Here is a 25,511-nt window from a genome sequence, read left to right on the forward strand (position 1 = left end):
CTTGAACCATGGAAAACCCAAGCCTCCTCCCCCTCCTGGACGCCCGGCTACCCCTCACGGAGGAGAAGGTGGCCGAGGCGGCGCGGCTTGCCAGGGTACCCCTGGCCCAGGCCTGGGGGGTGGTGCGCTACTACCCCCGCTACCGCGGCCTACCCCAAGGCCGCCTCCTGGTGGACGACCCCGTGGCCCGGGCCCGGGGCTTCGCCCGGCTACGGGAAGCGGCGGACGGAAGCTACCCCCCCTTGGGCCTCGAGGCCCTCTCCCCCATCTACCTGCGCTTCAACCCCGAGGGCCGCTTCGTGGAGTGGCAGGGAAGCCTGGTGCCTTTTAGGGACTTCCGCCTTCCTTTCTCCCTAGGCCACGGGAAGCGCCTCATCCCCCCGGAGCCCATCCTGTCCCTGGCCCAGTACCGGGCCTTGGGAGGGCTTCAGGCCCTCTTGGCCCTCCTTCAGGGAAGGGCCAGCCCGGAAGGGGTCTTGCGGGCCGTGGAGGAGGCGGGGCTCTTGGGCCGGGGCGGGGCCGCCTTCCCCGCCCACGTGAAGATGCGGACCGTGGCCCAGGGGGCCTCCCCCAAGTACCTGGTGGTGAACGCCGACGAGTCCGAGCCCGGCAACTTCAAGGACCGCTTCCTCCTGGAGCACCACCCCTTCTTGGTGCTAGAAGGGGCCCTCCTCGCCGCCTTGGCCGTGGGGGCGGATAAGGTCTTCCTCTACGTGCGGGAAGAGTTTGAAGCGGCCCAGGAAGGCCTGCAAAGGGCCCTAAGCGAACTGGAAGAAGCCGGCCTCCTCCCCGTGCCCACGGAGGTGTTCCGAAGCGGTGGGCTCTACATCTGCGGCGAGGAAACCGCCCTCCTGGAGTCCATGGAGGGCAAGCGGGCCGAGCCAAGGCTCAAGCCGCCCTTCCCCGGGGAGAAGGGGCTTTGGGGGAGGCCCACCCTGGTGCAGAACGTGGAAACCCTGGCCAACCTCCCCCTCATCCTGCGGGAGGGTCCTGACGCCTGGCGGGCCCTCGAGCCCAAGCTCTTCTCCATAAGCGGCGACGTGGCCCACCCGGGGCTTTACGAGCTCCCCTTGGGCACCCCCCTGGGGGAGGCCTTGCGCCGGGCCGGGGGGGAGCTTGGCGAAGTCCAGGCGGTGCTCCTGGGCGGGGCGGCGGGGGTCTTCACCCGGGACCTCGCCTTCCCCTTGCGCTTCAAGGAAAGGCTTCCCCTGGGGGCGGGGGCCCTGGTGGCCTTTGGGCGGGACGTGGACCTTTGGGAAGTCCTCCTCGGCCTCGTCCACTTCCTCAAGGAGGAGTCCTGCGGCAAGTGCTTCCCCTGCCCCCTGGGCACGGCGGTGCAGGTGGAGATGGTAAAGCGGCGCGAGCGGAACCGGGCCCTGGTGCAGGACCTGGCGGAAACCCTAAAAGGAAGCCTCTGTGGCTTAGGCCAGTCCGCTTACTGGGCCTACCAGAGCCTTTTGGAGGTGGAAGGTGCGGCTTAGGGTAGACGGGAAGGAAGTGGAGGTCCAGGAGGGGGCCCTCTTGCTCCAGGTGGCCCCGGTGCCCACCCTCTGCCACCATCCCCACACGGAAACCAAGGGCCTTTGCCGGCTTTGCCTGGTGGAGGTAAACGGGCGCCTGCACCCCGCTTGCGCCACCTTGGCCCAGGAGGGGATGGAGGTGAAGACGGAAACCGAAGCCCTCCGGCGCCTAAGGAAGACCCTTTTGGAGTGGCTTGCCCTCACCACCGACCTCTCCCAAGCGCCGGAGCTCCTTTCCCTCATGGAGCGCTACGGGGCCGAGCCCGCCCGCTGGCCGGAGGTGGCGGGGCGGAAGGAGCGGGAAGCCTTGAAGGACAACCCCTTCTTCCTAAGGGACTACGCCAAGTGCGTCAACTGCCGCCGCTGCGTGGACGCCTGCGGGGACGGGATTATGGGGGTGTACGCCCTGACCCTCGAGGACCGGGGCCTCCTCGCCCACCCCACCACCCCCCTGGGCCGCCCCCTGCCGGAAACCCCTTGCGTCTTCTGCGGCAACTGCGTGCAGGTATGCCCCACGGGGGCCCTACGGCCCCTGACCTTGGAGGTGGCGTGATGCGCACCACGTGCCCCTACTGCGGCGTGGGTTGCCAGGTGGAGCCCGAGGTCCAAGGGGGCCGGGTGGTCCGGGTCCTGGCCCCGGACATCCCCCCCAACCACGGGGCCCTTTGCGTGAAGGGGCGCTTTGGCCTGGACTTTCCCTTTTCCGGGAAGCGCCTCCTCTACCCCATGGTGCGGGAAAGCCGGGATGCGCCCTTCCGCAGGGCCACTTGGGAAGAGGCATTGGACTTCGCCGCGGAAAAGCTCCTGGAGGTGCTAAGGCGAAAGGGCCCTGAGGCCATCGCCGTCTTCCCCTCGGCCAAAACCACCAACGAAGAGGTCTACCTGGCCCAGAAGCTCGCCCGGGCCCTTCTTGGCACCCACAACGTGGACCACTGCTCCCGGCTTTGCCATTCCTCCTCCACCGCCGCCCTTTCCCGCTCCTTGGGCGGAGCCAGCATGACGAACCCCATAGAGGACATCTGGAAAACGGACCTCTTCCTGGTGGTGGGCTCCAACACCACGGAAACCCACCCGGTGATCGCCGCCATGATCAAGAAGCGGGTGCGCCAAGGGGCGAGGATGATCGTGGTGGACCCCCGGTACACGGGCATGGCCGAGGCGGCCACCTTGTGGCTTCGGGTGCGCCCCGGCACCGACCTTTTCCTCCTGAACGCCATGGCCCGGTATGTCCTCGAGGCGGGCCTTTGGGACCGGGCCTACGTGGAGGCCCGCACGGAAGGGTTCGCCGAGTGGCGGGCTTCCTTGGAGGAATACACCCTGGAAAGGGCGGAGGCCGTCACCGGGGTGGAACGGGAGAAGATCGCCCTGGCCGCCCGGCTTTACGCCACCACGGAGCGGGCCGGGGCCTACTGGGCCATGGGGGTCACCCAGCACACCAAGGGCACGGCCACGGCCCAGGCCCTGGTGAACCTGGCCCTTCTCACGGGCAAGGTGGGCAAGGAGGGGGCGGGCCTGAACCCGCTAAGGGGCCAGAACAACGTCCAGGGGGCCGGGGACATGGGGGCCTTGCCCGACGTCTACCCCGGCTACCTGAAGGTGGCGGACGAAGCCGCCAGAAAACGGTTTGAGGCCCTTTGGGGCGTGCCCCTTAACCCCAAGCCCGGCCTGCGCATGACCGAGGTCTTTGCGGCCATCCCCGAGGTGGAGGCCATCTACCTCATCGGGGAGGACCCGGTGACCAGCGAGCCCTACCAGGACCACCTCAAGGCCAAGCTCTCCGCCCTCCCCTTCCTCCTCGTCCAGGACATCCTGGAAAACGAAACCACCCCTTTCGCCCACGTAATCCTCCCCGCCGCCAGCTTTTTGGAGAAGGAGGGCACCTTCACCAACACCGACCGCCGGGTGCAGCGGGTACGGAAGCTCCTGGACCCGCCCGGGGAGGCCCGGCCCGACTGGTGGATTACCCAGGAACTGGGCAAGCGCTTAGCCCGGGCCCTGGACCGGCCCTGGCGGGAATACCCGGGACCGGAGGCCATCTGGGAGGAGGTGCGCCAGGCCATCCCCGAGCTCATGGGGGGCATCTCCTACGCCCGCCTGGAGGCGGAAGGGGTGCGCTGGCCCTGTCCTTTTGAGGACCACCCCGGGGAAGCGGTGCTCTTCCGCGAGCGCTTCAACACCCCCTCGGGCCGGGCCCGCTTCTTCCCCGCCCCCTATACCCCCCCGGCGGAACCCCCCTCGGAGGAGTACCCCTTCACCCTCTCCACGGGCCGGGTGCTCTTTCACTGGCACGGGGGGACCCTTAGCCGCAATAGCCGCCTAAAGGAGGCGTACCCCGAGCTCAAGGTGGAGGTGAACCCCAAGGACGCCGAAAGGCTCGGGCTCCAAGATGGCGAGCCCATCTACGTGGTGAGCCGCCGGGGCCGGATCCGCGCCCGGGCCTGGGTGACGGAGCGCACCCCCGAAGGGGTGGTCTACGCCCCCTTCCACTTCGCCGAGGTCCCCGCCAACCGCCTCACCCTGGACGCCCTGGACCCCGTGAGCCGCATCCCCGAGTACAAGGTGAGCGCCGTGCGGCTAGAAAAGGTGGACTAGAGGGTGGGGAAGGCGAAGGTTTCGTAGGCCAGCTCCGCCACGGCGAACCAGCGGTACTCCTCCTCCCGGAAAGCCCAGTAGGCGGTGTACACCTTCTTGTAGGTGGCGTCCTTGGCCGCCTGCTCCTCGTAAAGCGCCCTCGCCTCCTCCAAGGCCTTCCGCATCACCTCCGTGGGCCACCGCCTCAGGCGCACCCCGGCAGCGAGGAGGCGGCGGAGGGCCTTGGGGTTTTGCGCATCGTACTTGGCCATCATGGTGAGGTTGACCTCCTGGGCCGCCACCTGGAAGGCCTCCTGGAACTCCCGGGGCAGGCGGGCCCATTCCCTTTGGGAAACCAGGAAGGAAAGCTGCGCCGAGGGTTCCCAAAAGGAGGGGTAGTAGTAATAGCGGGCCACCTTGTAAAAGCCCAGCTTCTCGTCGTCGTAGGGGCCGGAAAACTCCGTGGCGTCAATGGTACCCCGTTCCAGGGCGGGGTAGATGTCCCCGGCGGCCAGGGTCTGGGGCACCACCCCAAGCCGGCCCATGACCAGGCCGCCGAGGCCAGGGATGCGCATCCTGAGGCCCTTCAGGTCCGCCAGGGTGCGGATCTCCTTGCGGAACCACCCCCCCATCTGCGCCCCCGTGTTCCCCCCGGGGAACTGGAGGACGCCGAAGTCGGCGTACACCTCCCGCAAGAGCTCAAGCCCCCCGCCAAAGAGCATCCAGGCGTTGTGCTGGCGGTAGGTCATGCCGAAGGGCACCCCCCCGTCAAAGGCCAGGGCGGGGTTCTTGCCCACGTAGAAGGGCCCATAAGTGTGCCCTGCCTCCACCGTGCCCTGCTGCACGGCGTCCAACACCTGCCCCCCAGGGACGATCTCCCCCGCCTGGTAGACCCGGATCTGGAAACGCCCCCCCGTGAGGTCGGAAACCCGCTTGGCCAGGTCCTCCGCCCCGCCGTAGAGGGTGTCCAGGCTCTTGGGGTAGCTGGAAACGAGCCGCCAGCGCACCTGGGGCTGGGCCTGGGCGTGGGCTCTGTAGCTGAGGCTTGCCGCTAGGCCTACCCCCAACCCTTTGAGAAAGCTCCGCCGCCGCATACCTCTCCTCCTTTGGCTTTTTAGTGTATCAGGCCCCGTCCTGACCTAGCAGCTTCCCCACCAAGGAAAGGAGCGTCTGGGCGTCAAAGGGCTTGCCCAAAAAGGCCCTGGCCCCGGCCTTCAGGGCCTCCTCTTGGCTTTTAGCGGAAACGCTGGCGGAAAGGGCGAGGACGGGTGGGCCGCCAAGGCGCTTGACCTCCTGGATGACCTCGAGGCCCGAAACCCCGGGCATCACCAGATCGCAGAGCACCAGGTCGTAGGCCATGGCGCTAAGGCGCGCCAGCGCCGCCTGGCCCGAGGCCGCCCACTCCACCTGGTGCCCGGCCCTCTCCAGGATGCGGCGCACCGTGTGGGCCACCAGGGGCTCATCCTCCACCAGCAGGATGCGGGCCATATAGGGGTAGGATAACCCGGAAAAGGCTCCCCTTGCCCTCCTCCGTCTCCACCTCTATCCGCCCCCCGTGGGCTTCCACGATGGCCTTGGAGATGTAAAGGCCAAGCCCGGTGCCCGAAACCCCGCGGGCGCCAGCGTTCTTGGCCCGGGCGTAGCGCTGGAAGAGCTTGGGAAGCTCCTCCTTGGGGATGCCGGGCCCGGTATCCTCCACCTCCAAAACGAGGGTATCCCCCTCCCCCCGGGCCCCAAGCCGGATGCGCCCCCCCTGGGGGGTGAACTTGAAGGCGTTGGAGAGGAGGTTCCCCACCACCTGAACCAGGCGCTCGGGGTCCGCCTCCACCACGGGGAGCTCCTCCACCTCCACCCGGAAATCCACCCCGGAAAGCCTCGCCACCCCTTGGAAGCTCTTGGCCAGCTCCAGGAGGTGGGGCCTCAGGTTCACGGGCCGCCGGTTCACCTCAAAGCGGCCCGCCTCGAGGCGGCTCGTGTCCAGGAGGTTGTCCACCATGGTCTTGAGGCGGAAGGCGCTTTCCAGGATGAGCTCCACGGACTCCTCGGCGCTCGGGGAAAGCCCCTCCTCCCGCAGAAGCTCCGCCAGGCCCATGATGACGGCGAGGGGGGTGCGGAGCTCGTGGGACACGGCGGCGATGAACTCGCCCTTGAGGCGCTCGGCCTCGAGGCGGGGCCTTAGGTCCCGCAGGTTCACCACCACGCCCGCTACCCGGGGCTCGTGGAGGAGGTTCCGGCCCCAGGCCTCCATGGGAATGGGGGTGCCGTCGGCGTGGAGGACGCGGAACTCCCCCGTGCGCACCTCCCCGGGGTGGGCGAGAAGCTCCCGGAAAAGGGCTTCGGCCAGGGAGCGGTCCTCGGGGTGGACGAAGTCCAGGCCGTTCACGGGCGCCCGCCTGTACCCCTCGGGGTCGTACCCCAAGACCCCCCGCACGCTGGCGCTCACAAAGCGGATATTCCCCTCCCCATCCAGGACGTAGACCACGTCCTGGGAGTGCTCCATAAGGGCCTTGAGCCGCTCCTCCTCCGCTTCCAAGAGCTCCAGAAAACGGGCCTTCTCCAGGACCAAGGCCAAAAGGGTCCCCACCTGGGCAAGCCGGGCCAAGAGGCGCTCGCCGAAGCGCCGCCCCTTGCGGTAGCCCAAAAGGAGCCCCCCCCGGAACGCCCCAGCACGGAAGGGCACCACCAAGGCGCTTTGCAGGCCCAAGGAGGCGGCAAGGGCGCAGTCCCTCGGATGAAGCTCTTCCACCCCCAAAGGGCTTTCCTCCTCCAGGGCCCGATCCAGCAGGTTGGGTTGGGGCAGGGAAGCGGGCAAGGAGCAGGTGGCGAAGAGCACCCCTTCCCCTTCCGCCAGAAGCACCCCCTCGTCCGCGGCGAAAAGGACCAAGAGGCGGCGCACGATGGCCTCCCCCAAGGCCTTTATCCCCTTCTCCCGCAACGCCGCCTGGGCCAGGTCCACCAGGGCCTGGGTGAAGACCACCTGCTCCCTCAGGGCCCTTTCCATGCGCACCCGCTCGCTGATGTCGTGGAGGACCAGGATGCGCATCTCCCCCACAACCCGGCCCCGGACGCTGTAGCTCCGCCCCCCCAAGGCAAGCTCTAGCCTCCCCCCTTCCAGGGCTGGGCCTAAGGCGGCGGGGAGGTCCTCCAGGGCCACCTCGGGTCCCAAGCCCAAGGCCTCCCGCGCCCGGGGGTTGGCGAAACCCCTATCCCCAAAAAGGACCACCACCCCATCGGGAAGGTCTTCCAGCACCTGGGATAGCCGCTTTCGCTCCGCCGCCAGGGCCAGGGAAAGCTGGGTCTTTTCCCGGTAGAGCTTGGCGTTCTTCAGGGCTACCCCGGCCACTCCGGCCAAAAGCTCCACGTAGCCCACCTCCTCCTGTCCCACCGGGGGGCCACCCGGGCCGTGGTCCACCGCCACCACCCCTAAGGGTTCCTCCTCGGCCAGGATAGGCACGTAGGCCACCGTGGGCCCCGTGTCCTGGCCCACGCCTGGAGGAAGCTTCTCCCGCTCCAAAACCAGGGTCTTCCGCTCCCGAACCGCCCGGGCCAAGGGGTCAGGGGAGGCCTCTAGAAGGAGGTGGATACGGCTCCTGCCCTCCGTCCAATACACTTCCCGACCCCGGACGGTGAGGTGCCCCTCCAAGCGGCCTTCCTTGGCCAAGGCCACGGTAACCCGGAAAAAGCCAAACCGCTCGGATAGCGCCCGGGCCAAGGTTTCCAGCACGGCGCTGGGCTCTAGCGAGCGGGCCACCTCCCGGGCCAAGGCGCTCACGTGGGAGAGGGCCTCCACGTGCCGGGAAAGCTTCTCCAAGGCGGCGTTTCGGCTCGCCAGGAGCTCTCCGTTTTTCAGGGCCAAGGCGGTGAGTTGGGCGAGGAGGGGCAGGGTGGGCTCTAGGGCCTGGGGGACGCCCTCGAGGCTAAGCACCCCCTTGGCGCCGAAGCGGGGACAGGAGGGGCAGACCATGGCCCGGGTTTCCCGGGTGGCCCGAGGGCGCTCTTGGCAACGGGCCTCGGGATCGCTCCAGCAAAAGAGGGCCTCCTCCCCCACCACGGGTAAAAGCCACTCCTCGCCCCGCTTCACCGGTCCTTCGGCGAAAAAGGCTTCCTGCACCGGCCCCTTGCGGTAAAGGGGCAGGGCGATGGCGGAAACCGTGTAGTGCCGCCCCCGCCCCGAGGCCACCTCGCCCACCAGTTCCCGGGTGGAAGGGTGGTAGAGAAAAAGGGCCGCCCGCTCCACCCCTTCCTCCGTGGCCACCTCGAGGAGGTTGCGAAGAATCTGCACCGGCTCCAAATCCTTAAGAAGGGCCCTTTGGAAGCGGGCCAGCACCGCAAGTTGCCCGGCCAATCTCATCTGCCTCCAATGGTAGCATGGGGCCTGGGTTGCAAGGGGAAGGGCAAAATCTTAGACTTGGTCAAAGAGTGGACCCCTTGCCCAGGGGAGGTCGGGTATGCCCATAGATTTCAGCCTCACGGAAGAGCAGAAACAACTCCAGGCCCTGGCCCGCCGCTTCGCCAAGGAGGTGATCCTGCCGGTGGCGGCGGAGTACGACGAGAAGGAGGAAGTGCCCTGGCCCGTGATTGAGAAGCTCCACGAGGTGGGCCTCCTCAACGCCATCATCCCCGAGGCGTACGGGGGGATGGGCCTCAAGATGGTGGACGAGGTCATCGTGGGCGAGGAGCTGGCCTACGCCTGCATGGGCATCTACACCATCCCCATGGCCAGCGACCTGGGCATCACCCCGGTGCTCCTCGCCGGCACCGAGGAGCAAAAGCGGCGCTTCCTCACCCCCCTCACCCAGAAGCCAGCCCTGGCCGCCTTCGCCTTGAGCGAACCCGGAAACGGCTCGGACGCCGCCGCCCTCAGGACCCGGGCCGTGCGCCAAGGGGACTACTACGTCCTCAACGGGACCAAGATGTGGATCTCCAACGGGGGCGAGGCGGAGTGGGTGGTGGTCTTCGCCACCCTGAACCCCGAGCTCCGCCACAAGGGCGTGGTGGCCCTGGTGGTGGAAAAGGGCACCCCGGGCTTCCGGGCGGTGAAGATCCACGGGAAGATGGGCCAAAGGGCCAGCGGCACCTACGAGCTCATCTTTGAGGACGTGAAGGTGCCGGTGGAAAACCGCCTCGGGGAGGAAGGGGAAGGCTTTAAAATCGCCATGAACACCCTGAACAAGACCCGCATCCCCGTGGCCGCGGGAAGCGTGGGGGTGGCCCGGAGGGCCTTGGACGAGGCGAGGAAGTACGCCAAGGAGCGGGAAGCCTTCGGCCAGCCCATCGCCAACTTCCAGGCCATCCAGTTCAAGCTGGCGGACATGATGATCGGCATTGAAACCGCCCGCACCTACACCTACTACGCCGCCTGGCTCGCCGACCAAGGCCTACCCCACGCCCACGCCAGCGCCATCGCCAAGGCCTACGCCTCGGAAATCGCCTTTGAGGCGGCCAACCAGGCCATCCAGATCCACGGGGGCTACGGGTACGTGCGGGAATACCCGGTGGAGAAGCTCCTTCGGGACGTGAAGCTCAACCAGATCTACGAGGGCACCAACGAGATCCAAAGGCTCATCATCGCCAGGCACCTCCTGGCGGAGTGAAAGGAGGCAGGATGAAGTTCGTGGCGGTCATCAGGCAGGTCCCCGACGGGGAGAGCAGGCTCAAGATCCAAGGCGGCCGGGTGGACCTTTCCGGGGCCACCCTGATCCTGGACCAGATGGACGAGTACGCCGTGGAAGAAGCCCTCCGCCTCAAGGAGAAGCACGGCGGCGAGGCCATCGTGGTGGGCTTCGGCCCCGAGCGGACGGAAGAGGCCATCCGCACCGCCTTGGCCATGGGGTGCGACCGGGGGGTGCACGTGGTTTACGAGGGCTACGCCGACCCCGTGACCGTGGCCGAAGCCCTGGCGGACGTGGTGCGGGAGGAGGCCCCCACCCTGGTCCTCACCGGGGGGCAGCAAGCGGACTGGGATAGCCAGGCCCTGGGGGCCGCCCTGGCGGAGGCCCTGGGGGTGCCGGTGGTGTCCTGGACCACGGCCTTGGAGCTAGAAGGGGAAACGGCCAAGGCCAAGCACGACCTAGACGAGGGGGCGGAGTGGGTCCGGGTAAGGCTTCCCGCCGTCTTCACCACGCAGCAGGGCCTGAACGAGCCCCGCTACCCCACCCTTCCCGGCATCATGAAGGCCAAGAAGAAGGAGATAAGGAAGGTGGCCTTCACTGGAACGCCTAAGGTGGAAATCCTCGAGGAGAGCATCCAGGAAAAGGCCCGCCTGCAGAGGATCCTGGACGGGAAGGACCCCGTGGCGGCGGCGGAGGAGCTGGTGCGGCTTCTCCACGAAGAGGCCAAGGTGCTTTAGGAGGTGGCTATGGTTCTTGTGGTTCTGGACCACGATGGGAACAAGCTAAGGAAGGGGAGCCTCGAGGCCCTCACCCGGGCCCGGGCCCTGGCGGAGGCCTTGGGCACCCGGGTGGCTGGGGTCCTCCTGGCGGAGGACAAGGCCCCGGTGGAGGAGGCCCGAAGCTACGTGGAGACCCTCTACACCGCCACGCTAGGCCCCTATACGGCCGAACGGTGGGCGGCTGGGGTCTTGGCGGCGGCCCAGGAGGCGGGCGCCCAGGCGGTGGTGGCCCCCTCCTCCCGGCAAAGCCGCACCTACCTGGGCCGGGTGGCCTACGCCCTGAAGGCGGGACTCTTGGAGGACACCTTGGAAAGCGGGGTGGAGGGCGGGGCGGTGGTGGCCACCCGCTACGCCTACCTGAACCGGGTGACGCAGAGGGTGCGCGCCCCCCTCCCCGTGGTCCTCACGGTGAAGCCCAACACCACCCCCCTGGCGGAGCCCCTTGCGGCCCAGGGGGAGGTGCGGCCCCTGGAGGTGCCGGCTGTGCCCACCGTGGAGGTGCTGGAGCGCCTCCAGGAGGAGAAGAAGGGGGTTTCCCTCACCGAGGCGGACATCGTGGTCACGGGAGGGCGGGGCATGGGGAGCCCCGAGGCCTTCCGCCTGGTGGAGGAGCTCGCCGCCCTCTTGGGCGGGGCCGTGGGCGCCACCCGGGCGGTGGTGGACGCCGGCTGGCGGCCCTACAGCGAGCAGGTGGGCCAGACGGGCAAGACGGTGCAACCTTCCCTCTACATCGCCCTAGGGGTGTCGGGGGCCGTGCAGCACCTGGCGGGGATGAACAAGAGCAAGTACATCGTGGCGGTGAACAAGGACCCCGAGGCCCCCATCTTCAAGCACGCCGACTATGGCATCGTGGGGGACGTGCACCAGGTGGTCCCCGCCCTGATTGAAGCGGTGAAGAAGCTAAAGGACTAGAAAAAAAAGGCCCGCCGGGGCTTCCCCCGGCGGGCTTTCCCTTAGCCCCGCTCCCCAGGGGGCGGGGGTGCGCCTTCTTCGGTCATGCGGGAGGCCTCGAGGTCGGGAGAAGCTTGGGTTGGCGCCTCGGCCTTAGGCTCCTGCCCCCGGAGGAGGCGGAGGAGAAGGTAGAGAAGCACCGCCGCCACCACCACGCCCACGGCGTAGGGCCAGACAGGGGCGCCGCCCGCCTCGGGTACCTCGGGCAGGGAGAGGGGCGGTGTAGGCGCCTGGAAGACCTCTTCCTCCAGCTTCCCCACCCGCTCGGCAAGCCCCTTGATGGCCTCTTCCTGGGCGGTTACCCGGGCCTCCAGGGCCGCCACCTTGGCCCTCAGGCCTTGGTAGCTGGCGTAGGCCGCATAGCCTCCCCAGGCCAAAAGCCCCAGCAAAATAAGCGCCAAGAGATACCAAAGCCACCTTCGCACGCTTCACCTCCTTCCCAGGCGGCCTTTCCTGGAAGCCTGCCTGGTTTCTTAGTGTATCATGACGGCCAGTATGGCGGATAATGCCCGGCTCATCCTGGATGAGCTCTTGGCGGAGCTTGAAGAAAGGCGCAAAAAGGTGCTTTTGGGCGGGGGGAAAGAGCGCATAGAAAAGCAGCACCAGCAGGGCAAGCTCACCGCTCGGGAGCGGATCGATTACCTCCTGGACCCCGGGAGTTTCGTGGAGCTCATGCCCTTTGCCGAGCACCTGGAAACCGGGCTCATGGAGGGCCTCGAGGCGCCCGCGGACGGGGTGGTGACGGGCTACGGCACCATCGGCGGCCGCCTCGTCTTCGTCTTCAGCCAGGACTTCACCGTCCTGGGCGGCTCCTTGGGCAAGATGCACGGGCGCAAGATCGCAAGCCTCATGGACCTGGCCGCCAAGGTGGGAGCCCCCATCATCGGCCTCAACGACTCCGCCGGGGCCCGCATCCAAGAAGGGGTGGATAGCCTCTCCGGCTACGGGGAGGTCTTCTACCGCAACGCCATCTACTCCGGGGTGGTGCCCCAGATCTCCGCCATCCTGGGCCCTTGCGCCGGGGGAGCCGTCTACAGCCCCGCCATGACCGACTTCATCCTCATGAGCCGGGGCACCAGCTACATGTTCATCACCGGCCCCGAGGTTATTAAAAGCGTCACCCGCGAGGAGGTGACCTTTGAGGAGCTGGGCGGGGCCGACGTGCACATGGAGAAAAGCGGCGTGGCCCACCTGGAAGGAGAAAGCGACCAGGAGGTCTTGGACCTCATCAAGAAGCTCCTCGCCTACCTGCCGCAAAACTCCCGGGAAAAGCCCCCGGTGCTAGACCCCAAGGACGACCCCTTCCGGCCCACCCCGGAGCTCCTGGACCTCGTCCACCCCGACGCCCGCAGGCCCTACAACATGCACCAGGTAATCCGCACCCTGTTGGACGAGGGGGAGTTTTTGGAAATCCAGCCCGGCTTCGCCAAAAACATCATCGTGGGCCTGGGGCGGCTTGGCGGCTACCCCGTGGGGGTCATCGCCAACAACCCCCGGTTCATGGCCGGGGCCCTGGACATCAACGCCTCGGACAAGGCCGCCCGCTTCATCCGCACCATGGACGCCTTCAACATCCCCCTCCTCACCCTGGTGGACGTGACGGGCTTCCTTCCCGGAGTGGCCCAGGAGCACGGGGGCATCATCCGCCACGGGGCCAAGATGCTCTTCGCCTACGCCGAGGCCACGGTGCCCAAGATCACCCTCATCGTCCGCAAGGCCTACGGCGGGGCCTACCTGGCCATGAACTCCAAGGACATGGGGGCGGACGTGGTCCTGGCCTGGCCCACCGCCTCCGTGGCGGTGATGGGGGCGGAAGGGGCGGCCAACATCATCTACCGCAAGGAGATCCAGGCCTCCCCCAACCCCGAGGAAACCCGCCGCAAGAAGATTGAGGAGTACCGCCAGGCCTTTGACAACCCCTGGGTGGCGGCGGCCCGGGGCTACATTGACGACGTCATAGACCCCAAGGACACCCGCCGCCTCCTCTACCTGCACCTCAGGATGCTTTGGGACAAGAAGGAGGAGAGGCCACCCAAGAAGCACGACAATATCCCCCTCTAAACCCCTCCTCCCCAACCCCGCCGGTACCTGCTCTTCCGAGTCCATCCACGAGGCGTGCCTGGGTAAACTGGAAGCAGATGCTGAAGGTTTGGCTCCAGGTACCCCTACGCGCCTATCAAGAGGCGTTGGAAGCCCAGCTTGGGGCTTGGGGCCTCGAGGTGGTGACCCACCCCTTCCAGGCCCAGGTGGGGCTGGTGGAGGCGGGCCGCGAGGTCCCCGCCCCACCCCCTGTGCCCGCGGTGATCCTGCTTCGGGACAAGGAGCAAGCGCCCCAGGCCCTCAAAAAGGGGTACCGGGGCTACCTCTACCCCGAGCAGGGCCTCGAGGTCCTGGCCAAGGCCCTGGAGGCGGTGGCCCGGGGCGAGGTCTGGGCCGAGCGCAAGGTGGTGGCCACCTTGGTGGGGGAACCCCTCCCCCACCTCACGCCCAGGGAAAAGGAGGTGGCGGCCTTGGCGGCTTTGGGCCTTTCCAACGAGGAGATTGCCAAGGAGCTCGGCATCTCGGTGAAGACGGTGAAGGCCCACCTTTCCCTGGTTTTCCAAAAGCTCGGGGTCAAGAAGCGAAGCGAGCTGGCCCACGTGAGGTTTCTCTAAAAGCCCATGGACCTGGAAAGCTTTCGCCAAGAGCTCACCGCCTGCCGCCTCTGCCCCCGGCTCGTGGCCTGGCGGGAAGGGGTGGCGGGAAGGAAAAGGGCCTTCCGCCACGAGCCCTACTGGGCTAGGCCCGTGCCCGGCTTCGGGGACCCCGAGGCGCGCCTCGTCCTCTTCGGCCTCGCCCCCGGGGCCCACGGCTCCAACCGCACGGGCCGGCCCTTCACCGGGGACGCCTCGGGAGCCTTCCTCTACCCCCTCCTCCACGAGGCGGGGCTTTCCAACAAGCCCGAAAGCCACCCTGGGGATGACCTAAGGCTCTATGGCGTCTACCTCACGGCGGCGGTGCGGTGCGCCCCGCCTGGGAACAAGCCCACGCCGGAGGAGCTCAGGGCGTGCGCCCGCTGGACGGCGGTGGAGCTCGGCCTCCTTCGGAAAGCCCAGGTTTACCTGGCCCTGGGGCGGATCGCCCACGAGGCCCTCCTGGACCACTTGGGCCTGAGAAGGAGCGCCTACCCCTTCCGCCACGGGGCCCACTACCCCTTGCCCGAGGGGAGGCACCTCCTCTGTAGCTACCACGTTTCCCGCCAGAACACGCAAACGGGCAAGCTCACCCGGGAGATGTTCCTGGAGGTCCTCCTAAGGGCTAAAGCCCTCGCCGGGCTTTGAGCCACCGGGTTAGCTCCTCGTAGGAAAGGGCGTTGAGCACCCTTTCCGGGCCAATCCAGGCCCTCTGGGCGGTGCCCACGGCGAGCTCCATGAAGCGGAGGTGCTCGGTCTGGTGGGCGTCCGTGGAAAGGCTTATCCAAAGCCCCATCCCGTAGGCCAGGCGGGCGAGGTCATCGGGCAGGTCCATGCGGTCGTAGTAGCCGTCTATCTCCACGGCCACGCCCCGCTCCTTGGCCTTTTGGAAAATGGCCTCCCAGTCGGCCTCAATAGGGGGGCGGCGGCCGAGGAGGCGGGCCGTGGGGTGGGCCAGGACGTGGACGAAAGGGTTCTCCAGGGCCCTCAGGATGCGCCTCGTCTGCTCCGCTTTGGAGAGCTTGAACTGGGAGTGGATGGAGATCAGGACCAGGTCCAACTCGCGCAGGACCCAGTCCGGGTAGTCCAGGCTGCCATCGGGCCGAATGTCCACCTCGGCCCCCGCCAGGAGGTAAGGGGGGCCGTGGGTTTCGTTGAAGCGGCGGATGGCCTCAATGCGCCTTAGGGCCTCCTCCGGGGACGGCCCCCCCGCCACCCGCACCGCCGGGGAGTGGTCCGTGACCCCCAGGTACTGGTACCCCAGGGCCTTGGCCGCCTCCCAAAGCTCTTCCAGGGAGTTTTTGCCGTCGGAGTAGGTGGAGTGGACCTGGAGGTCCCCCTTGACGTGGGAAAGCTCTAGGAGCTTGGGAAGCTTTCCCCTTTGCGCCGCCTCAATCTCCCCGTGGTCCTCCCGGAGGGGCGGGGGGATGAAGGGCAGGCCCAAGGCGGCGTACACCCCTTCCTCCGTCTCCCCCGCCAGGCGCTCCTCCCCCCGGAAGACCCCGTACTCGGAAAGCTTTAGGCCCATATCCTGGGCCAGGGCGCGAAGCTTGATGGAATGGGCCTTGCTCCCCGTGAGGTACTGGAGGCCTGCGCCATAGCTTTCGGGAGGCACCACGCGCAGGTCCACCTGGAGGCCATTCTTTAGAAACACCGTGGCCCTTTCCGGGCCCTTGGCGTAAACCTCCTTCACCTGGGGGAGGGCCACGAAGCCCGCCACCACCCGAGGGGCCTCGAGGCTCGCCACCAGGTAGTCCAGGTCCCCCACGGTGTCCTTGTAGCGCCGGGCCGAACCGCAAAGCTCCGCCCGCTCCACCCCGGGCAGGGCGCGGATCTCCTCCAGGAGGCTCCGGGCCAAGGAGAGCACCGCCCCCAAAGGCCGCCTCTTCCCCGCCGCCTGGGCCAGGGCAAGCCCCTCCCGGATGCGCTCCGCCTTCTTGGGCCCGAAGCCCCTAAGCCTTAGGAGGTCTCCCCTATCCAAGGCTTCCTTGAGCTTTTCCAGGGAGTCCACGCCCAGGGCCTCGTAGAGGAGGCGGGCGGTCTTGGGCCCCACCCCGGGCACCTCCATGACCTCGAGGACCCCCCTGGGCACCTTCCTCGCCAACTCTTGGTGCTTGGCGATTTTCCCCGTGTTCAGAAACTCCAACACCTTCTCCGCCAGGTCGGGCCCGATGCCCGGGAGGGCGAGGAGGGCCTCCTTGCCCCTTTTCGCCACCTCCTCAATGGGGGTGTCCAGGTCGTAGAGGGTACGGGCCGCCTGGTAGTAGGCCCGGACCCGGAAGGGGTTGTCCCCCAAGAACTCGCTCATGAGCCCGATCTCCTCAAAGAGGCGGGCAAGCTCCTGGTTTCGCATGCCCTCACTATACGGGTATACTGAAACCCCATGCCCAGGCCGGACCGGTTCCGTAAAAGGGTGGTGGCCCTACTAAGGGAGGCGGGGCGCCCCCTCCACTACACCGAGGTGGGCCGCCTCCTCAAGGAGGAGGGGTTTTGGGCCAGGGTAAAGGAGCCCGAAAAGATCGCCAAGGTGCGGCTTTCCGCCCTCGCCAGGTGGGAGCGAAGCCCCGTGGTGGCCTTAGGGAACGGGCTTTACGCCCTTAGGGAAGAAGCCGGTACGAGCCCAGAACCTTGAGGTAGTTGGCCCTTTCCAAAGCGGCGGGCTCCGCCACCTTCTGGTAGCTCATGACCCCCCGCATCTCCGCCACGCTGGCGTATTCCTTTTCCTCCATGAAGGCCTTTAGCTCGGCCAATACCGTGCGGAAGTGGCCTGGCCCCCTCTCCAGGATGGCCGAGGTCATCATCACCACCTGGGCCCCGGCCAAGAGGCCCTTGGCCGCCTCCTTGCCCGTGTGCACCCCCCCGGTGAGGGCCAGCTCCAGGTCCACCCGCCCGTGGAGGAGGGCGATCCAGTGCAGGCGCAAAAGGGCCTCGTAGGGGCGGGAAAGGGAGAGGGTGGGCACCACGGAAAGGGTTTCCAGGTCAAAGTCCGGCTGGTAGAAACGGTTGAAAAGCACCAGGGCCTTGGCCCCCGTACCCTCCACCCGCTTGGCAAAGTGGGCGAAGGCGGTAAAGGCGTGCCCCACCTTCACCGCCACGGGCACCCGCACCGCCTCCACCACGGCCCGGATGGTGGAAAGGTACATCGCCTCCACCTCCTCCCCGGAGAGGGCGGGGTCCGTGGGGATGTAGTAGAGGTTGAGCTCAATGGCGTCCGCCCCCGCTTCCTCCAAAAGCCGGGCGTACTCCACCCAACCCCCGGGGCTAATCCCGTTGAGGCTTGCGATGATGGGCACGGAAACCCGCTCCTTGGCCCGGGAAAGGAGGTCCAGGTGGCGTTCCGGGGTGAGGCGGTACTCGTGGGCGCGGGGAAAGTAGCTCAGGGCCTCGGCGTAGCTTTCGTGGCCATAGTGGAGGTAGTGGTCCAGCATCTCCTCCTCGAGGGTCACCTGCTCCTCAAAGAGGGAGTGCATGACGATGGCCGCCGCCCCGCCGTCCTCCAACCGCAAAAACCCATCCAGCTTCTCCGTGAGGGGAGAAGCGGAGGCCACCAAAGGGTGGTCCAGCTCCAAGCCTAAATAGGTGGTCCTTAGGTCCATGGCGCCCCCCTAGCTCGCCGGGATGGCCTTCTCGCCCGCAAGCCGCTTTAGCCTTTCCCACCTGGCCCGCACCGCCTCCTCCGCCGCCTTCAAGAAGGCCTCGGCCTCCTCGGGGTGGGTCTGCAGGAGAAGGCGGTAGCGGTTCTCCGCATAGAGGTACTCCCGGAGGGGGAGGGTAGGGGGCTTGGAGTCCAGGATAAGCCCCTCCCCAGGCACATAGCGGAAAAGGGGCCAGTACCCCGAGCGCTCCGCCAGCTTCTGGTGGTCCATGCCCTTGGCCATGTCAATCCCGTGGGCGATGCAGTGGCTGTAGGCGATGAGAAGGGCGGGGCCCTTGTGGGCCTCGGCCTCGAGGAAGGCCCGCACCGTATGGGCATCGTTCGCCCCCATGGCGATCTGGGCCACGTACACGTGGCCGTAGCTCATGGCCATGAAGGCCAGGTCCTTCTTGGGGGTGGGCTTGCCCGCCATGGCGAACTTGGCCACCGCTCCAAGCCCCGTGGCCTTGGAGGCCTGCCCTCCGGTGTTGGAGTAGACCTCCGTGTCCAGGACCAGAACCTTCACGTTGGCCCCCGAGGCCAGCACGTGGTCCAGCCCCCCGTAGCCGATGTCGTAGGCCCAGCCATCCCCGCCCACGATCCAGACGGTGTGAGGGATGAGGGCATCCGCCACCGCCAGGAGGTCCCTGGCCTTGGGGTCTTCTAGCCCTTCAAGCCGCTCCCTGAGGAGGGCCACGTCCTTTCGCCTCTCCTCCACCCCTTCCGGCCCCACCTCGGCGAGAAGCCGCGCCACAAGCTCCTCCCCAAGCACGTGGCGGAACTCGGGCAAAAGCCTCCTGGCGTGCTCCGCCTTCTTGTCCAGAGCCAAACGCATGCCCAGGCCGAACTCGGCGTTGTCCTCAAAGAGGGAGTTGGCCCAGGCGGGGCCCCGGCCCTCCCGGTTCTTGCTCCAGGGCGTGGTGGGGAGGTTGCCGCCGTAGATGGAGCTACACCCCGTGGCGTTGGCCACGATGAGCCGGTCACCGAAGAGCTGGGAAAGAAGCCTCAGGTAAGGGGTTTCCCCGCACCCGGCGCAGGCACCGGGAAACTCAAAAAGGGGCGTGAGGAGCTGCACGTCCTTGACCGTGTGGAGCTTGAGGCCCTGGCGGGGGGGTTCGGGGAGGGAGAGGAAGAAGTCCCAGTGCTCGTTCATGGCCTCCCGCACCTGGAGGCGGGGAGCCATGTTCAAGGCCTTGCGGCTCGGGTTTCGCTTGTCCTTGGCCGGGCAGACCTCCACGCACAAGGAGCACCCGGTGCAGTCGTCCGCGCTAATGGCGAGGACGAACTCCCCGGAAAGCTCCTTCCACATGGCCTTGCGGTGGGGAAAGCCCTGAGGGGCCCCCGCCAAGGCCTCCTCCGGCACCACCTTGGCCCGAACCACGGCGTGGGGGCAGACCAGGACGCACTTGCCGCACTGGACGCAGACCTCTGGGTCCCAGGTGGGGACGAACTCGGCGATCCCCCTCTTCTCGTAGCGGGCGGTGCCCGTGGGGTAGGTGCCGTCCAAGGGGAAGGCGGACACGGGCAAGGCATCTCCCAAGCCCAAGGCGATGGGGCCCAGGACCTCCTTCACAAAGGGAGGCGGGTCCCCCACCATGGGCGGCACCAGGCCCTTTTCCGAGGTGATGCGCCCGGGGATGGGGAGGGGTTCCACCGCCTGGAAGCCCAGCTCCACCGCCTGGAAGTTCTTCTCCAAAACGCTCCTTCCCCGCTTCCCGTAGCTCTTCTCTATGGCCTTCTTGATGCGGGCCTTGGCCTCCTCCTCGGGCAGGACCCCCGAGAGCTTGAAGAAGGCCGCCTGCATGAGGACGTTGATGCGGCCCGGAAGCCCCACCTTGCGGGCGAGCTCGTAGGCGTTCACCACGTAGACCTTGAGGTTTTTGCGAAGGATCTCCTCCTGCACCGGCTTGGGCAGGCGGTCCCAAACCTCCTCCTTGGGGTAGGGGCTGTTGAGGAGCACGGTGGCGCCTTCCTCCGCTATCCCGAGCATGGGGAAGCGTTCCAAAAAGCCCCACTGGTGGATGCCCACGAAGTTGGCCCTCTGGATGAGGTAGGGCTTGTTCAAGGGGTTGGGGCCGAAGCGCAGGTGGCTGATGGTGCGAGAGCCGGACTTCTTGGAATCGTAAACAAAATACCCTTGGGCGTAAAGCGGGGTTTCCTCCCCGATGATCTTGATGGTGTTCTTGTTGGCGGAAACGGTGCCGTCCGCTCCCAGGGCGAAGAACACGGCCCGTACGGAAGCGGGGTCCTCAAAATCCACCTCCGGGTACGGGAGGCTCGTGTGGGACACGTCGTCCTGGATGCCCAGAGTAAAGCCGTGGCGGGGCCTTTCCTCCTTTAGCGCCTCGTAGAGGCCCAGGGCCATGGCCGGGGTGAACTCCTTGGAGGAGAGGCCGTAGCGCCCGCCCACCAGGAGGGGTACCTCTCCCCCCTTGAGGGCGAAGGCTGCCGCCACCTCCTGAAAGAGGGGCTCCCCCACCGCCCCTGGCTCCTTGCCCCGGTCCAAGACGGCCACCCGCTTGGCGCTTGGGGGAATAGCCGCCAAGAAGCCCTGGGCGTGGAAGGGGCGGTAGAGGCGGACCCGCACCATCCCCACCCTTTCCCCCCGCTTGAGGAGGTACGCCACCGCCTCCTCCACCGCCAAGGAAGCGGAGCCCATGACCACCACCACCCGCTCCGCCTCGGGGTGGCCGAAGTACTCGTAGGGCGCATAGCGCCGCCCCGTAATCTCGGCGAACCGGGCCATGGTGCTCTCCACCACCTCCGGGAAGCGGAGGTAGAGGGGGTTGATGGCCTCGCGGTTTTGGAAGTAGTGGTCCGGGTTTTGCGCCGTGCCCCTTATGACCGGGGCCTCCGGGGTCAGGGCCCGTTTGCGGAAGGCCTCGAGGGCGGAGAAGGGAAAGAGCGCCTTGAGTTCTTTGTCGGAGAGGGGCAGGATCTTCTGCACCTCGTGGGAGGTGCGGAAGCCGTCCATGGCGTGCAGGACGGGGAGGCTGGCCTGAAGGGCCACGGCATGGGCCATGGCCGCCAGGTCCTGGGCCGCCTGGACCGACTCGGACACCAAAATCCCCCATCCCGTGGGGCGCACGGCGTAAAGGTCCTGGTGGTCCCCGAAGATGGAAAGGGCGTGGGTGGCGAGGGCCCGAGCGGCCACGTGGATGACCCCAGGCAAGGCCTGCCCGGCGATCTTGTACATGTCGGGGATCATGAGGAGAAGGCCCTGGCTTGCGGTGAAGGTGGTGGCCAGAGTGCCCTCCTGCAAGGCCCCGTGCAAGGCCCCCGCCGCACCCCCTTCGGACTGCATCTCCACCACCCTCGGCACCAGGCCGAAGAGGTTGGGCTCCCCCTTGGCCGCCCACTCGTCCGCGAGCTCGGCCATGGGGCTTGAGGGGGTGATGGGGTAGATGGCGATGACCTCGGAAAGGCGGTAGGCTACCCGGGCCACCGCCTCGTTCCCGTCCACGGTGATGGGACGCATAGGCTTCACCTCGCCCTTACCTTAGCCCTGGAAGGGGGTGAGGAATGTCCCGCCCCCCTTCCCTTAGAATGGGGCCATGCCGCCTCTCTTGCGCTACGCTTTGGCCCTCTTGTGGGTGGGCTTTGCGGTCTTCCTCGAGGCCTACCGCCCACCCCTCCTCCTCCTCGCCGGCCTCACCCTCCTCCTCGGCCGCCCCCGGTCCTGCCCCCGGGCTTGACGGGAAGGCCAAAGGGGAAAAGACTTGGGGCGTGGACGCCTTTCAGAAGAACCTAGAAAAGCTCGCCGAACTGGCCATCCGGGTGGGGCTAAACCTGGAAAGGGGGCAGGAAATCATCGCCACGGCCCCCATTGAGGCCCTGGACTTCGTGCGCCTCCTAGCGGAAAAGGCCTACCGGGAGGGGGCGAGCCTCTTCACCGTGATCTATGGGGACAACGCCCTCTCCCGCAAGCGCCTCTCCCTCGCCCCCGAGGAGGGCTTAGAGAAGGCCCCCGCCTGGCTCTACGAGGGCATGGCCAAGGCCTTCCGGGAAGGGGCGGCGCGGCTTGCCGTTTCCGGCAACGACCCCAAGGCCCTGGAAGGCCTTCCCCCCGAGCGCATCGGGAAGGCGCAACAGGCCAACGCCCGGGCCTACAAGCCGGCCCTGGAGGCCATCACGGAGTTCGTCACCAACTGGACCATCGTGCCCTACGCCCACCCGGGCTGGGCCAAGGCGGTCTTCCCCCACCTTCCCGAGGAGGAGGCGGTGGGAAAGCTCTGGGAGGCCATCTTCCAGGCCACCCGGGTGGACCGGGAAGACCCCGTGGCCGCCTGGGAGGCCCACAACCGCTTCCTGCACGAGAAGGTGGCCTACCTAAACGCAAAGCGCTTCCACGCCCTCCACTTCCGGGGACCGGGCACGGACCTGGTGGTGGGCCTGGCCGAGGGGCACCTTTGGCAAGGAGGCGCCACGCCCACGAAGAAAGGGCGGCTTTGCAACCCCAACCTGCCCACGGAGGAGGTCTTCACCGCCCCCCACCGGGAGCGGGTGGAAGGGGTGGTGCGGGCCTCGAGGCCCCTCGCCCTGGGGGGCACCCTGGTGGAGGGCATCTGGGCCCGGTTTGAAAGGGGCGTGGCCGTGGAGGTGGGGGCGGCGAAGGGGGAGGAGGTGTTGAAAAGGGTCCTGGACACGGACGAGGGGGCAAGGCGCCTCGGGGAGGTGGCCCTGGTGGCGGCCGACAACCCCATCGCCAAGACGGGCCTGGTCTTCTTTGACACCCTCTTTGACGAGAACGCCGCAAGCCACATCGCCTTCGGCCAAGCCTATGCGGAGAACCTCGAGGGCCGTCCCTCCGGGGAGGAATTCCGGAAACGGGGCGGCAACGAGAGCCTGGTGCACATTGACTGGATGATCGGCTCGGAGGAGGTGGACGTGGACGGCCTCCTGGAGGACGGCACCCGCATACCCCTCATGCGGCGGGGGGTCTGGGTGGTTTAGGCGGCCAAGCGTTTCCCTGCCCCCCAAGGGGGGCAGGGTTTGTTCTTTTTATCACGATACTTTGCGCTTGTGCTTTTGCTCTCCCCCTAAACCGCCGCCAAGGCCTCCAGAAAAAGCGCCTCCAAATCCCCCGGGTCCTCCAGGCCCACGGAAACCCGCACCAGGCCCGGGGTCACCCCCGCCTCCAGGCGGGCCTCCTCCTTTAGGCGGCTATGGGTGGTGGTCCAGGGGTGGACGAGGAGGGTGCGGGCATCCCCCAGGTTCGGGGCCTTGAGGAGGCGGATGGCCTTGAGGAAGCGGCTTGCCGCCTCGAGGCTTCCCAGGTCCAGGGTGAAGATGCCGCCCCCGGCGGCCAGGTACTTCTTGGCATAGGGGTAAGCGGGGTCCTCGGGAAGCCCGGGGTAGCGGAGGGCCTTCACCTTGGGGTGGGCCCGGAGGGTTTCCGCTAGCCTGAGGGCGGTTTCGCTCATGCGCCGCACCCTCAAGGCCACGGTCTCCAGGCCCTGGAAAAGGAGGTAGGCGTGGAAGGGGGAAAGGGCCATGCCCGCCAGGGATAGCCCCAGGGTGCGCACCCTTTCCGGGAAGCACTTGGGCCCCAGGGCCTCCCAGGGCACCTGTCCCTTGAGGTCGGGCTCCAGGAACTGGGGAAAGCGCCCCCATAGGGCCGTCTCCCGGGAAAGCACCGCCCCGCCCAGGACCGAGCCGTGGCCCGAGGCCCACTTGGTGAGGCTTTGCACCACCACGTGGGCCCCCCAGCGGAGGGGTTTGGCGAGCGCCCCGGCAGCGCCAAAGGTGTTGTCCACGACCAAGGCCACGCCCTTCTCCTCCGCCAGGTGGGCCAGGGCCTCGAGGTCCGGCACCAGGAGGGCAGGGTTGGCCATGATCTCCACGAAGAGCACCCGGCTTCGCTCGCTAAGGGCCTCCCGCACCGCCTCCGGGCTAGGGTCCACGTAGCGCACCCGCACGCCCCAGGGGGCCAAGACCTGGTTGAAGAGCCCGATGGTCTGGCCGAAAAGCCCCTTGGCCGCCACCACCTCGTCCCCGGGGCGGACCAGGGCCAGTAAGGCGGCGAAGGTGGCCGCCTGGCCTGAGGCCAAGGCCACGGCCTCCATAGCCCCTTCCAAAGCCCTTAGCCTCTCCTCCAGGGCGCGGGCGGTGGGGTCCTTCTGCCGGGCGTAGACGTACCCTTCCCCCGTGGCGAAGCGCTCCTGCCCCTCCTCCAGGGTCTTGAAGCCGTAAGCGGCCACGGCGTAGATGGGAAGGCCCACCGCCCCATAAGGGTCTTCCGGCAGGCCCGCCAGGACCGCTAGGGTTTCGTACTCCATGGCCACCTCCTAGCGCACCAGGAGCACGGGGCAAGGAGCCTCGGCCACCACCTTCTGGCTCTGGCTTCCCAGGAAGAGGCTCCCCAAGGCCCCAAGCCCCCGGGTGCCCATGACGATAAGGTCCGCCTTCTCCCCTATGGCCGCTTGGAGGATGGCGCTGGCAGGCTCCCCTTCCAGGAGGAGGCCTTCCTCCCTGGAAACCCCGGCCAGGCTCACCCCCTCCGCCAGGACCTTCTCCGCCCGCTCCAGGCGGCGCTTCAGGGCCTCCTCAAAAAAGGGCTCGCCCAGGTAGTCAGGCACGGGCTCGTAGGCGTGAACCACCAAAAGCCGGGCCCCGTGGGCCTTGGCCTCGGCCTTGGCCACCTCCGCCGCCCGCTTGGCGTGCTCCGAGCCGTCGTAGGCGAGAAGGATGGTCTTGAACATGCCTAAAGCTTACCCCACTAGGCCTGGGGGCGGCGCTCGGCGGGAAGCTCCACCTTGCGGCCGCAACGGCAGGTTTCCCCCTCCATGCGGAAGACGGTGCCGTCCGCCTTGGGGTAAAGCCAGAGCGCCCCGCAGTCGGGGCAACGCACCTCGGCCACCAGGGTGCGGATCTCCTCGGGGGAGAAGCGGTAGACCTCCCCGCACCAGTGGCAGACCACCTCCGCACCCCCCTCCTTGACGATCATGTCCTCCCTTTCCTCAGGGGTGAAGAAGACCAGGGCCTCCAGGGCCTTTTCCCGGTTGCAACGGCACCGGAAGCGGGCAGGGATCTCGTCCGCCAGGAAGCCCAAGGCCCTAAGGTCCGTGCGGGCGAAGCCAAGCCCGGCGAGGAGCACCTCCAAGGTGCCCTCCAGGCCCTTCTCCCGAAGCAGAGGGGTGAGGCCCGGGATGCCCGCAAGGTTGGCCTCGAGGCGGCCTATCGCCTCCTCCGAAGCCCCCGGCATCACCTGCACCGCCACGCCCCCCGCCACCTCCACCTCCCCTTCCCCCTTCACCCGCACACCCAGGAGCACCGCGGAGGGGATCTGCTCCGACTGCCAGAGGTAGTGGGCCAGGTCCTCGGCGATCTCCCCGGAAACCAGGGGCACGGTGCTGGTGTAGACCTCCCCATTGGGGAGGCTCCGGTCCACCCGCAAAACCCCGGCCCCCAGAAGCTCGCCCACGTTGAGCTTGCCGTCCTGCCGCAAGGGAACCTCCGCCCTGGGGTTCTGCACGTACCCCCGCACGTTTCCCAGGGCATCCGCCTCCACCACAAGCCCCCCCAAGGGCCCCGTCCCCTCCATGCGCAAGGTGATGCGCTCCTTAGGGGTTTTAAGGAGGAGCTGGGCCAGGAGGAGGGCCCCGGTCATGGCCCGGCCCAAGGCGGCAGTGGCCGTGGGGGAAAGGCCGTGGCGGCGCCGCGCTTCCTCCACGATGTCCGTGGTCTCCGCCGCCACCACCCGCAGGTTCCCCTCGCCGGCCAAACCCCGAAGAATCCTTCCCATACCCCGCCATTATGCCACGGGACCTATA

22 protein-coding genes are annotated in these 25,511 nt (G+C 67.6%); 12 read left to right on the forward strand and 10 right to left on the reverse strand.

Translation table 11 applies throughout. The features are described from left to right. Window positions 1-8 precede the first annotated feature (8 nt). From L0C60_RS04635 to fdhF, 3 genes are read left to right on the forward strand one after another with little or no spacing between them, the layout of a single operon-like run. Window positions 9-1,481 (forward strand): NADH-ubiquinone oxidoreductase-F iron-sulfur binding region domain-containing protein, encoded by a 1,473-nt coding sequence (locus L0C60_RS04635; protein WP_243092542.1) that lies wholly within the window; start codon window positions 9-11, stop codon window positions 1,479-1,481. Further along, window positions 1,471-2,073, forward strand: a complete 603-nt coding sequence (locus L0C60_RS12900; RefSeq protein WP_243092543.1) for a 2Fe-2S iron-sulfur cluster-binding protein — start codon at window positions 1,471-1,473, stop codon at window positions 2,071-2,073. Before L0C60_RS04635 ends, L0C60_RS12900 begins: the two co-directional genes overlap by 11 nt. Continuing rightward, window positions 2,073-4,112: a formate dehydrogenase subunit alpha gene (gene fdhF / locus L0C60_RS04645; RefSeq protein ID WP_243092544.1), complete on the forward strand. Its 2,040-nt coding sequence runs from the start codon at window positions 2,073-2,075 to the stop codon at window positions 4,110-4,112. The genes L0C60_RS12900 and fdhF overlap by 1 nt, the downstream gene beginning before the upstream one ends. Here the strand turns inward: fdhF and L0C60_RS04650 are convergent. Genes L0C60_RS04650 through L0C60_RS04660 form a run of 3 tightly spaced genes read right to left on the reverse strand, consistent with a single transcriptional unit; the run spans window position 4,109 to window position 8,442 of the window. Further along, window positions 4,109-5,185: a TRAP transporter substrate-binding protein gene (locus L0C60_RS04650; RefSeq protein WP_243092545.1), complete on the reverse strand. Its 1,077-nt coding sequence runs from the start codon at window positions 5,183-5,185 to the stop codon at window positions 4,109-4,111. The genes fdhF and L0C60_RS04650 overlap by 4 nt on opposite strands. Before the next feature lie 28 nt (window positions 5,186-5,213). Beyond that, window positions 5,214-5,579: a response regulator gene (locus tag L0C60_RS04655; protein WP_243092546.1), complete on the reverse strand. Its 366-nt coding sequence runs from the start codon at window positions 5,577-5,579 to the stop codon at window positions 5,214-5,216. Then, window positions 5,551-8,442: an ATP-binding protein gene (locus L0C60_RS04660; RefSeq protein WP_243092547.1), complete on the reverse strand. Its 2,892-nt coding sequence runs from the start codon at window positions 8,440-8,442 to the stop codon at window positions 5,551-5,553. Before L0C60_RS04660 ends, L0C60_RS04655 begins: the two co-directional genes overlap by 29 nt. Before the next feature lie 97 nt (window positions 8,443-8,539). Between L0C60_RS04660 and L0C60_RS04665 the strand changes: the two genes are divergently transcribed. The 3 genes from L0C60_RS04665 to L0C60_RS04675 are packed head-to-tail and all read left to right on the forward strand — an operon-like array spanning window position 8,540 to window position 11,394. Further along, a complete protein-coding gene (locus tag L0C60_RS04665; RefSeq protein ID WP_243092548.1) occupies window positions 8,540-9,685 on the forward strand; it encodes an acyl-CoA dehydrogenase family protein in 1,146 nt (381 codons plus the stop codon). Window positions 9,686-9,696: 11 nt separating this feature from the next. Continuing rightward, the gene (locus L0C60_RS04670) at window positions 9,697-10,440 is read left to right on the forward strand and encodes an electron transfer flavoprotein subunit beta/FixA family protein (RefSeq protein ID WP_234503943.1); all 744 of its coding nucleotides are present in this window, start codon (window positions 9,697-9,699) and stop codon (window positions 10,438-10,440) included. Window positions 10,441-10,449: 9 nt separating this feature from the next. Further along, entirely contained in the window at window positions 10,450-11,394 is a 945-nt protein-coding gene (locus tag L0C60_RS04675; protein ID WP_234503940.1) for an electron transfer flavoprotein subunit alpha/FixB family protein, read from the forward strand. A 41-nt stretch (window positions 11,395-11,435) separates the two neighbouring features. Here L0C60_RS04675 and L0C60_RS04680 read toward each other — a convergent pair whose 3' ends face one another. Next, window positions 11,436-11,858, reverse strand: coding sequence for a hypothetical protein (locus L0C60_RS04680; RefSeq protein WP_234503937.1), 423 nt, complete (start codon window positions 11,856-11,858; stop codon window positions 11,436-11,438). 70 nt (window positions 11,859-11,928) lie between these two features. Here L0C60_RS04680 and L0C60_RS04685 point away from each other — a divergent pair, with 70 nt between their 5' ends. The 3 genes from L0C60_RS04685 (at window position 11,929) to L0C60_RS04695 (ending at window position 14,753) form a co-directional block, all read left to right on the forward strand. After that, complete coding sequence (locus L0C60_RS04685; RefSeq protein ID WP_234503934.1) at window positions 11,929-13,494, forward strand: acyl-CoA carboxylase subunit beta; 1,566 nt, start codon at window positions 11,929-11,931, stop codon at window positions 13,492-13,494. Window positions 13,495-13,571: 77 nt separating this feature from the next. Then, entirely contained in the window at window positions 13,572-14,087 is a 516-nt protein-coding gene (locus L0C60_RS04690; protein WP_234503933.1) for a helix-turn-helix transcriptional regulator, read from the forward strand. A 6-nt stretch (window positions 14,088-14,093) separates the two neighbouring features. Next, window positions 14,094-14,753 carry a uracil-DNA glycosylase gene (locus L0C60_RS04695; RefSeq protein ID WP_234503929.1) on the forward strand — a complete coding sequence of 220 codons (660 nt, stop codon included), beginning with the start codon at window positions 14,094-14,096 and terminating at the stop codon, window positions 14,751-14,753. Here the strand turns inward: L0C60_RS04695 and polX are convergent. Beyond that, on the reverse strand, window positions 14,731-16,458 hold the full coding sequence (gene polX / locus L0C60_RS04700; protein WP_234503926.1) for a DNA polymerase/3'-5' exonuclease PolX: 1,728 nt from the start codon (window positions 16,456-16,458) through the stop codon (window positions 14,731-14,733). The genes L0C60_RS04695 and polX overlap by 23 nt on opposite strands. Window positions 16,459-16,488: 30 nt before the next feature. Between polX and L0C60_RS04705 the strand changes: the two genes are divergently transcribed. After that, window positions 16,489-16,737, forward strand: a complete 249-nt coding sequence (locus L0C60_RS04705) for a winged helix-turn-helix domain-containing protein (RefSeq protein WP_234503923.1) — start codon at window positions 16,489-16,491, stop codon at window positions 16,735-16,737. On the opposite strand, the gene L0C60_RS04710 is transcribed toward L0C60_RS04705, so the two are convergent. After that, complete coding sequence (locus tag L0C60_RS04710) at window positions 16,703-17,701, reverse strand: dihydroorotate dehydrogenase-like protein (protein WP_234503920.1); 999 nt, start codon at window positions 17,699-17,701, stop codon at window positions 16,703-16,705. The two genes, L0C60_RS04705 and L0C60_RS04710, sit on opposite strands and share 35 nt — an antisense overlap. A gap of 9 nt (window positions 17,702-17,710) precedes the next feature. Continuing rightward, window positions 17,711-21,217 (reverse strand): pyruvate:ferredoxin (flavodoxin) oxidoreductase, encoded by a 3,507-nt coding sequence (gene nifJ / locus L0C60_RS04715; protein ID WP_243092549.1) that lies wholly within the window; start codon window positions 21,215-21,217, stop codon window positions 17,711-17,713. Between the two features lie 76 nt (window positions 21,218-21,293). On the opposite strand from nifJ, the gene L0C60_RS04720 reads away from it, so the two are divergent. Both L0C60_RS04720 and L0C60_RS04725 read left to right on the forward strand, forming a co-directional pair. Beyond that, window positions 21,294-21,434 carry a hypothetical protein gene (locus L0C60_RS04720; RefSeq protein WP_234503916.1) on the forward strand — a complete coding sequence of 47 codons (141 nt, stop codon included), beginning with the start codon at window positions 21,294-21,296 and terminating at the stop codon, window positions 21,432-21,434. Window positions 21,435-21,465: 31 nt separating this feature from the next. Beyond that, window positions 21,466-22,692, forward strand: a complete 1,227-nt coding sequence (locus L0C60_RS04725) for an aminopeptidase (RefSeq protein WP_234503914.1) — start codon at window positions 21,466-21,468, stop codon at window positions 22,690-22,692. An 86-nt stretch (window positions 22,693-22,778) separates the two neighbouring features. Here the strand turns inward: L0C60_RS04725 and L0C60_RS04730 are convergent, their stop codons facing one another. The 3 genes from L0C60_RS04730 to hslO are packed head-to-tail and all read right to left on the reverse strand — an operon-like array spanning window position 22,779 to window position 25,483. Further along, the gene (locus L0C60_RS04730; RefSeq protein ID WP_234503911.1) at window positions 22,779-24,017 is read right to left on the reverse strand and encodes an aminotransferase class I/II-fold pyridoxal phosphate-dependent enzyme; all 1,239 of its coding nucleotides are present in this window, start codon (window positions 24,015-24,017) and stop codon (window positions 22,779-22,781) included. Window positions 24,018-24,026: 9 nt separating this feature from the next. Next, window positions 24,027-24,440: a universal stress protein gene (locus tag L0C60_RS04735; RefSeq protein WP_234503909.1), complete on the reverse strand. Its 414-nt coding sequence runs from the start codon at window positions 24,438-24,440 to the stop codon at window positions 24,027-24,029. Between the two features lie 17 nt (window positions 24,441-24,457). Then, window positions 24,458-25,483 carry an Hsp33 family molecular chaperone HslO gene (gene hslO / locus L0C60_RS04740; protein WP_234503908.1) on the reverse strand — a complete coding sequence of 342 codons (1,026 nt, stop codon included), beginning with the start codon at window positions 25,481-25,483 and terminating at the stop codon, window positions 24,458-24,460. Window positions 25,484-25,511 lie beyond the last annotated feature (28 nt).

Origin of the sequence: Thermus hydrothermalis, assembly GCF_022760925.1 — a bacterium.
GTDB classification, from domain to species: domain Bacteria; phylum Deinococcota; class Deinococci; order Deinococcales; family Thermaceae; genus Thermus; species Thermus hydrothermalis.

Excerpts from the sequence above, each read along its gene's own strand:
- L0C60_RS04655 (WP_243092546.1), bottom strand. The coding sequence starts at position 5,579 with ATGGCCCGCATCCTGCTGGTGGAGGATGAGCCCCTGGTGGCCCACACG.
- L0C60_RS04710 (WP_234503920.1), bottom strand. The coding sequence starts at position 17,701 with ATGGACCTAAGGACCACCTATTTAGGCTTGGAGCTGGACCACCCTTTG.
- fdhF (WP_243092544.1), top strand. The coding sequence starts at position 2,073 with ATGCGCACCACGTGCCCCTACTGCGGCGTGGGTTGCCAGGTGGAGCCC.
- L0C60_RS04705 (WP_234503923.1), top strand. The coding sequence starts at position 16,489 with ATGCCCAGGCCGGACCGGTTCCGTAAAAGGGTGGTGGCCCTACTAAGG.
- L0C60_RS04650 (WP_243092545.1), bottom strand. The coding sequence starts at position 5,185 with ATGCGGCGGCGGAGCTTTCTCAAAGGGTTGGGGGTAGGCCTAGCGGCA.
- L0C60_RS04695 (WP_234503929.1), top strand. The coding sequence starts at position 14,094 with ATGGACCTGGAAAGCTTTCGCCAAGAGCTCACCGCCTGCCGCCTCTGC.
- L0C60_RS04730 (WP_234503911.1), bottom strand. The coding sequence starts at position 24,017 with ATGGAGTACGAAACCCTAGCGGTCCTGGCGGGCCTGCCGGAAGACCCT.
- L0C60_RS04685 (WP_234503934.1), top strand. The coding sequence starts at position 11,929 with ATGGCGGATAATGCCCGGCTCATCCTGGATGAGCTCTTGGCGGAGCTT.
- hslO (WP_234503908.1), bottom strand. The coding sequence starts at position 25,483 with ATGGGAAGGATTCTTCGGGGTTTGGCCGGCGAGGGGAACCTGCGGGTG.
- nifJ (WP_243092549.1), bottom strand. The coding sequence starts at position 21,217 with ATGCGTCCCATCACCGTGGACGGGAACGAGGCGGTGGCCCGGGTAGCC.
- L0C60_RS04720 (WP_234503916.1), top strand. The coding sequence starts at position 21,294 with ATGCCGCCTCTCTTGCGCTACGCTTTGGCCCTCTTGTGGGTGGGCTTT.
- polX (WP_234503926.1), bottom strand. The coding sequence starts at position 16,458 with ATGCGAAACCAGGAGCTTGCCCGCCTCTTTGAGGAGATCGGGCTCATG.
- L0C60_RS04670 (WP_234503943.1), top strand. The coding sequence starts at position 9,697 with ATGAAGTTCGTGGCGGTCATCAGGCAGGTCCCCGACGGGGAGAGCAGG.
- L0C60_RS04690 (WP_234503933.1), top strand. The coding sequence starts at position 13,572 with ATGCTGAAGGTTTGGCTCCAGGTACCCCTACGCGCCTATCAAGAGGCG.
- L0C60_RS04660 (WP_243092547.1), bottom strand. The coding sequence starts at position 8,442 with ATGAGATTGGCCGGGCAACTTGCGGTGCTGGCCCGCTTCCAAAGGGCC.
- L0C60_RS04735 (WP_234503909.1), bottom strand. The coding sequence starts at position 24,440 with ATGTTCAAGACCATCCTTCTCGCCTACGACGGCTCGGAGCACGCCAAG.
- L0C60_RS04635 (WP_243092542.1), top strand. The coding sequence starts at position 9 with ATGGAAAACCCAAGCCTCCTCCCCCTCCTGGACGCCCGGCTACCCCTC.
- L0C60_RS04665 (WP_243092548.1), top strand. The coding sequence starts at position 8,540 with ATGCCCATAGATTTCAGCCTCACGGAAGAGCAGAAACAACTCCAGGCC.
- L0C60_RS04675 (WP_234503940.1), top strand. The coding sequence starts at position 10,450 with ATGGTTCTTGTGGTTCTGGACCACGATGGGAACAAGCTAAGGAAGGGG.